Origin of the sequence: Roseateles sp. (assembly GCF_036486225.1) — a bacterium.
Classification (GTDB): Bacteria; Pseudomonadota; Gammaproteobacteria; order Burkholderiales; family Burkholderiaceae_C; genus Roseateles.
The window spans coordinates 1-7092 of record NZ_DASVNZ010000269.1 but is presented as its reverse complement, the minus strand read 5'-3'; the positions used below and the strand labels follow the sequence as shown (position 1 = coordinate 7092).

The following is a 7092-nucleotide window of genomic DNA, read 5'->3' as shown; positions in this document are numbered from 1 at the left end:
GGCCGTGGCCAGGCGCTTGTACAAGGACAGGCGCACGTGCACGTCGCCGCAGTAGCCGTCGGGCAGCAGGGCAGGGGCGTGCAGGTTGATCTCGGTCGCGGCGCCGAACACGCCGCCCAGCGGGTTCAGCAGGTCGGGCTCGCGGCCGGCCTTGAGCGAACGCACCGCCTCCGACAGCATCTCGTTGTAGAGCTGGAAACCGACCTCCATCATGTTGCCGCTCTGGTGCTCGCCGAGCACCTCGCCGGCGCCGCGGATCTCCAGGTCGTGCATCGCGAGGTAGAAGCCCGAGCCCAGTTCCTCCATCGCCTGGATCGCCTCCAGCCGCTGCGCCGCCTGCTTGGTCAGGCCCTCGACGTCCGGGACCATCAGATAGGCGTAGGCCTGGTGGTGGCTGCGGCCGACCCGGCCGCGCAGCTGGTGCAGCTGCGCCAGGCCGAACTTGTCGGCGCGGCTGATGACGATGGTGTTGGCGCTGGGCACGTCGATGCCGGTCTCGATGATGGTCGAACACAGCAGCACGTTGTGCTTGCCGCCGACGAACTCGCGCATCACGCGTTCCAGCTCGCGCTCGGGCATCTGGCCGTGGGCGACGACGATGCGCGCCTCCGGCAGCAGCTCCTCGAGCTTCATGCGGCGGTTCTCGATGGTCTCGACCTCGTTGTGCAGGAAGTAGACCTGGCCGCCGCGCTTGAGCTCGCGCAGGATGGCCTCGCGGATGGTGCCGCTGGTCTCGCTGCGCACGAAGGTCTTGATCGCCAGGCGCCGCTGCGGCGCGGTGGCGATGACGCTCAGGTCGCGCAGGCCCTCCAGCGCCATGCCCAGCGTGCGCGGGATCGGCGTGGCGGTGAGCGTCAGCACGTCGACCTCGGCGCGCATCGCCTTCATCGCCTCCTTGTGGCGCACGCCGAAACGGTGTTCCTCGTCGATGACCAGCAGCCCCAGGCGCTTGAACTTCACCTCCGCCGACAACAGCTTGTGCGTGCCGATGACGATGTCGATCGAGCCGTCGGCCAGGCCTTCCATCGCCGCCTTGATCTCCTTGGCGGAGCGGAAGCGGCTCATCTCCGCGACCTTGACCGGCCAGCGGCCGAAGCGGTCGGCGATGTTCTGGAAATGCTGTTCGGCCAGCAGCGTCGTCGGCGCCAGCAGGGCGACCTGCTTGCCGCCCATCACCGCGACGAAGGCGGCGCGCAGCGCCACCTCGGTCTTGCCGAAGCCGACGTCGCCGCACACCAGCCGGTCCATCGGCTTGGGGCTGATCATGTCCTGGATGACGGCGTGGATCGCGGCGCGCTGGTCGGGCGTCTCCTCGAAGCCGAAGCTCGCGGCGAAGGCCTCGTAGTCGTGCGGCGAGTAGCGGAAGGCGTGGCCCTCGCGCGCGGCGCGGCGGGCATAGAGGTTGAGCAGCTCGGCCGCGGTGTCGCGGACCTGTTCGGCGGCCTTGCGCTTGGCCTTGTCCCACTGGCCCGAACCCAGCCGGTGCAGCGGCGCCTCTTCGGCGCTGACGCCGGTGTAGCGGCTGATCAGGTGCAACTGCGCGACCGGCACGTAGAGCGTGGCCTTGTCGGCGTACTCGAGGTGCAGGAACTCGCTGGGGCCGTCGCCCAGGTCGATGTTGATCAGGCCGAGGTAGCGGCCGATGCCGTGGTTGGTGTGCACCACCGGGTCGCCGACCTTCAGCTCGGACAGGTCCTTGATCAGCGCGTTGACGTCGCTGACCTGCTCCTGCTTGCGGCGCCGGCGCGTGGTGGGCGTCGTGGCGAAGAGCTCGGTCTCGGTGAAGAGCTGGATCTGGCGGCCTTCGTCCGGTTCGAACCAGAAGAAGCCCGCGGCCAGCGGCGCGGCGGTGATCGCGAAGCGCTCGTCCTTGTTGGCCTCGAACTCGGCGAGGTCCTTCACCGACGGCGGATCGATCTTGTTGTCCCGCAGCAGTTCGAGCAGGCTCTCGCGGCGGCCTTCGCTCTCGGCCAGCAGCAGCACGCGGAAGTCGGTGGACTTCAGGTGCGCGGCCAGCCGCGCGAGCGGCTCCTGCGCGCCGCGCTCGACGCTGACATCGGGCAGCGGACGCGCATAGTCGACGGCCTCGTGACCGCGCACGGCCAGCACCGCGTGGCGGTGCGTCGCGGTGAAGAACTCCTCGGGCCGCAGGAAGATCTCCTCGGGCGCGAGGATGGGCCGGTCCGGGTCGTGCTGCAGGAAACGGTGGCGCTCGCGGGTGTCGGTCCAGTAGCGCTGCAGCGCCTCGTCGACCTCGCCGTGCAACACCAGGCCCGCCTCGGCGGGCACGTAGTCGAACACGCTGGCGACCTCGTCGAAGAACAGCGGCAGGTAGTACTCGATGCCGCCGGTGGCCAGACCCGTGTCGATGTCCTTGTAGATGCGCGACTTGGTCGGGTCGCCGTCCATCTTCTCGCGCCAGCGGGCGCGGAAGGCCTTGCGCGAGGCCTCGTCCATCGGGAACTCGCGCCCGGGCAGCAGGCGCACTTCCGGCACCGGGTACAGCGAGCGCTGCGAGTCCGGGTCGAAGACGCGGATCGAGTCCACCTCGTCGCCGAACAGGTCCACGCGGTAGGGCACCAGCGAGCCCATCGGGTAGAGGTCGATCAGGCCGCCGCGCACGGCGTACTCGCCGGGCGAGACGACCTGGCTGACGTGCTGGTAGCCGCCCAGGGTCAGCTGGCGTTTCAGGCCGGCTTCGTCCAGACGCTGCTTCTGGCGGAAGTTGAAGGTCGTCGCGGCCAGGAAGGACGGCGGCGCCAGCCGCGTCAGCGCGGTGGTCGCGGGCAGCAGCACGACGTCGAGGTCGCGCTCCGCCACCGGTTTCCCGTTCGCCTGCAGCAGCCGCCACAGCGTGGCCAGCCGTTCGGAGATCAGGTCCTGGTGCGGGCTGAAGCTGTCATACGGCAGCGTCTCCCAGTCGGGGAAGACGGCCACGCGCAGCTCGGGCGCGAAGAACTTGAGCTCGTCCTCCAGGCGTTGCGTGTCGCCGGGCTCGGCGGTGACGACCAGCGTCAACCGGCCGGCGGCCAGCTGCTGCCGCGCGAAGCGGGCGAGCAGCAGCGCGTCGGCGGAGCCGGTGGGACGGGGCAGGGTGAAGCGTTTGCCGGGGGAGATCGTGGACAGCTGCATGGCGCACAAATGAGAACAGCCCCGGGAAGGGGCTTGGGGGAATTGTAGGGAGGCCGGCGGGACAGGGCGTGACAGGAGCGACAGGAGCGACAGGAGAGCTTCGCGCGGGGCCTTCCAGGAGCAGTCGGCGTACCCGGTGCGGGGTTCCTGATGTATTCCAGGGTCAAGGCGCCGCGACGAGGCGGGTGGCGGTACCGCGTTGGTGATTCGCGGCGATTGGTGGGAACGCCCGCGTTTCGAAGAATCGTGGTTTTCCATCGACCACGTTTTCAGATGCGCAGTTCATTCATCCAGAGGGCGTTGACCGCAGGCCGGCGGCCACGACGATCGGCGTCTTCTCCCGCGTCTTCTCCCGCGTCTCCACCAGCGTCTCCTCCCGCGCCGCGCCGGCACGTGCTGGCCGCCGCCGCTTGGCTGGCCGTCCAGGCCACCCTGGTCACCACGGCCGTGGCCCAGGTTCCCGGACAGGCGCCGGCCCCGACGGACTTGCCGATCCTGGCGCGTCCGGTGGCCGGCGACGTGCAGGTCGACCCGCCGACCGGCGGCCATCTGCTGATCCACCAGCGCAGTGGTCGCGCGGCGATCGAATGGCAGCGATTCGACATCGGCGAGCACGCGTCGGTAACTTTCAGGCAACCCGACTCGTCGTCCGTCGCGGTGAACCGCGTGGTCGGCGAGGGGGCGAGCCGCATCCTGGGTTCGCTGAAGTCCGACGGGCAGGTGTTCCTGCTCAACGCGCAGGGGGTGGTGTTCGGACCGAAGGCCAGGATCGACGTCCGCGGGCTCGCCGTGTCCACGCAGCCGCATGACGACACCTGGCCCCGACTGGACGCGGACGGGATGAGGGCAGAAGGCCTCGGGGGAGGCCCGATCTCTGTCGACGGGCAGGTCCACGTGCACAAGGGCGGGCTGACGATCCTGCAGGGCGGGCAGATCGTCATCGCGGGCGGCATCCGATCGCCGGGCGGGCAGGTGTGGGTGCGCGGCAGCGATGTCCAGATCGGCAAGGTCGACGTCGGCGTCGGCATCGACGTGAACGTGGACGTGGACGCGCCTGGGACGACACCGGCGGGACTGATCGACATCCGGGCCGACGGCAGGCCCGAGGTCGCCGGCGTCCCCCTGCGCGTCATCGGGCGCACGACGCTCACCGCGAGCGCGGGACAGTCGGGCCCGGGCGGCCGCGTGGCCTTGCGGTCCTCGGCGGGGTTGCACGTGGACAACCGGGCCCGGCTGCGGGTGAAGGGGGGCGGACCCGCGGATGTCGCGGGCACCATCGAGTTGCTGGCGCAGGCCGGCCGACGGCCGATGCCGACCCTGGACTTCGGGGAGACCCGGGGCGGGCAACTGACACTCGGCGCTCACGCCTGGCAGATCGGCGCGGGCGAGCGGCGGCGGCGCAGCGATCTGCCTCCCGACTCGGAACAGGGGGCGCCGGCGCATCTGAAGGCCGCGGACCTGTCCGCATGGCTGGACGAGGGGCGCTCCGTCCACCTGGCGGCCGTCGGGGCCATCACCGTGACGCAGCCCATCGTCACGACCGACGCGGGCGCGGACGCCGGCGGGCTCTCGATGTCCGCGCGGGACATCCGGCTGGATGCGCCGATCGAACGGGCGGCAGGCGATCTCGCGTTGTCGACAGTGAGGGGTGGCGGCACGGTCGGCGCGATCACGATGTCGCCCGGCTCGGTCATCCAGGCGCCACGCTCCACCGTGGCTTTCAAACTGCCGCCCCGCGCCCCGTCGTTGTCATCCGGCCCGGCCGACCGGTTGACCCTGGGCGTGGTGAACGCCGGGCGACTCAAAGTCGACACCGGCAATGACCTCGTCGCCATCACGATGGCCGGCCAGGAGGACGCCCGAAGCACGCGGGCGGATCTCCTGCGTGCCGGTGAGCACGGCATCACGCTGCTGCCGGAAGGCAACTTGAACGTGCGCGTCGCGGAGATTGCCGCCGGCCCGTCGCAGGGCCCAGCCGTCGGGCTCGAGGCATCGACGCCGGCGACGTTCGATGACGCGCTGCCGAAGGAGACGCGCATCGACGCCGGAACACCCTTGCCCTCCTTGCCCTCCTCGCCGCCAACGCAGCAGACCTCCCAGGGGCTGCCGGTGACCTTCGCGCCCGAGCCATCGCAGGAATCGACGCAGATGAAAAGGCCCGCGCAGCCGCCCGAGCCGCCGCCCGAACAGCCGCTCGAACAGCCGCCCGAGCAGCGGGACGATCCAGCACGGACGCAGGTATCCGTGGCATCCGATCAGCCCACGCGGACGCCTTCGCGCCGGCTCGCCCCCGCGACGTCCAGGACGCCGTCGTCGACAGCCTCGGACGTCGCGGACCGGGTGTCGATCTCGACATGCCTGCGCGGGCCGCAGGAGTTTCGCGCCCCCGGTCGGCCCTGCGAAGAACGACGGTTTCACGAGCTGCTGAAGCCGCCTGTCCCGTCACTGACGGAGCGCGGCGGCATCCGTCCGGTCGACGACGCGATGGCGGCGACACCCGCTCCGTGAACCGAGGCCGGCGACGCCGCCGGTCCCCCACCTTTCCCAACACGCTTCTCGCATGACTGCATTGCATCCCCCGGGGCGGTCGCTTCCCCGATCGATCCGTCGCTCGCCCAGGCGCCTCGAGTGTTGCGCCGGCGCGCTCCTCATGGCCGGCGTGGCGCTCGGCGTCGCCGCACCCTGCAGCGCGAGCGCCACGGCGGCCACCGCCGCGACTGCACCAGCGTCCGGCATGAGGTCGGACCAGTCGTCGCCCGAGGTCCGTCCCACGTCGCCGCTTCGCCTGCACATCGAAGGCCTTGGCGTACTCGATGCCGAGGCGCTGACGCGACAGTGGCAGGCGGCGCTCGATCGCCGTCCGGACGCTTCGACGATCGAGGCCGTGGCGCGCGGCGTGGAGCGCCAGGTGCGGGAGGCCGGGCGGCCGTTCGCGCGGGTGTACGTCTCCGCGGAAGGACTGGCGGAAGGTGGCGTCCGCCTGGTCGTGGTGGAAGGCCGCTACGGTCGCGTGGACCTGCGCGGCGGCGCGGCGGACGGCGCGGCGACGTGGTTCGACGATGTCCGCCCCGGGCGTCCGATCGGCGATGAACTCCAACGGCAGGTGCAGGCCCTGTCGCGGCTGCCCGGCGTCTCGGTGGCCGCGACCCTGGGGCCGGGCGGCCAGGTCGGCGAGGGCGATGTCGACCTGGTCGTGGAGCAGGCGCGCCGCTGGAGCCTGGACCTGCGGGCCGACAACCACGGCAACCGGTATGCGGGTCGAGCGCGCGGGAGCGTGGCGGGTCATGTGAACGGCCTGCTCCTCTTCGGCGACCGGCTGACCGCCAGCGGCGGCGCGAACAGCGGCAAGGGCTGGGACGGCGCCGCGGCCTACGCGCTGCCGCTGGGCACGCGCGGCGCTCGTGTGTCCTTGACGGCCAGCCGGCACCACTACGAACTGGGCGGCGAGTTCGCGCGGCTGGGCGCCCAGGGGCAGGTGGACACCGTGGGGGCGATGGCCGTCGTGCCGCTGACCACGAGGGGAGCGGGCCGGCTGACCTGGCAGATCGGCGGGGAGCACCGGCGCATGGTCAACGAGCAGAAGGTCGTGGCCCTGTCGGATCCGAGGCGCGCGATCGCGGTGACGACGGGGCTGCAGGCGGTGATGTCTCCGTCGGCGGGCATCGCGGCCTGGGGCGGGGTCTGGATGGAGGCGGGCAACGTGCGCTTGGGGGACGCCTCCGCCGCGGCGCTGGATGCCGCGAGCGCACGGTCCGCGGGGGAATACCTCGTCCTGTCGGCCGATGCCGCGCTGCTCAGGCAATGGCGGGCCTGGGGACTGCTGCTGCGCGGCAGCGGACAGTTCACCGACAAGAACCTGGACGCGTCGAGGAAGTTCTCGCTGGGCGGTGCGCGCAGCGTGAGGGCGTGGCCGCTGGGCGAGGTCTCCGGCGATCACGGCGCGCTGGCGCAGATGGAGCT

General features: G+C 71.3%; 3 protein-coding genes. 2 read left to right on the top strand and 1 reads right to left on the bottom strand.

Annotation, left to right across the window (positions count from 1 at the left end; genetic code table 11):
- On the bottom strand, positions 1–3132 hold a 3132-nt coding region (gene mfd / locus VF536_RS17795; protein WP_331616197.1), incomplete at its 3' end, for a transcription-repair coupling factor.
- Between the two features lie 393 nt (positions 3133–3525).
- Between mfd and VF536_RS17790 the strand changes: the two genes are divergently transcribed.
- Together VF536_RS17790 and VF536_RS17785 are read left to right on the top strand one after the other, a co-directional pair.
- Positions 3526–5640 (top strand): filamentous hemagglutinin N-terminal domain-containing protein, encoded by a 2115-nt coding sequence (locus tag VF536_RS17790; protein ID WP_331616196.1) that lies wholly within the window; start codon positions 3526–3528, stop codon positions 5638–5640.
- Between the two features lie 142 nt (positions 5641–5782).
- Positions 5783–7092 (top strand): ShlB/FhaC/HecB family hemolysin secretion/activation protein (locus tag VF536_RS17785; RefSeq protein WP_331616195.1); only part of this gene is annotated, 1310 nt, incomplete at its 3' end.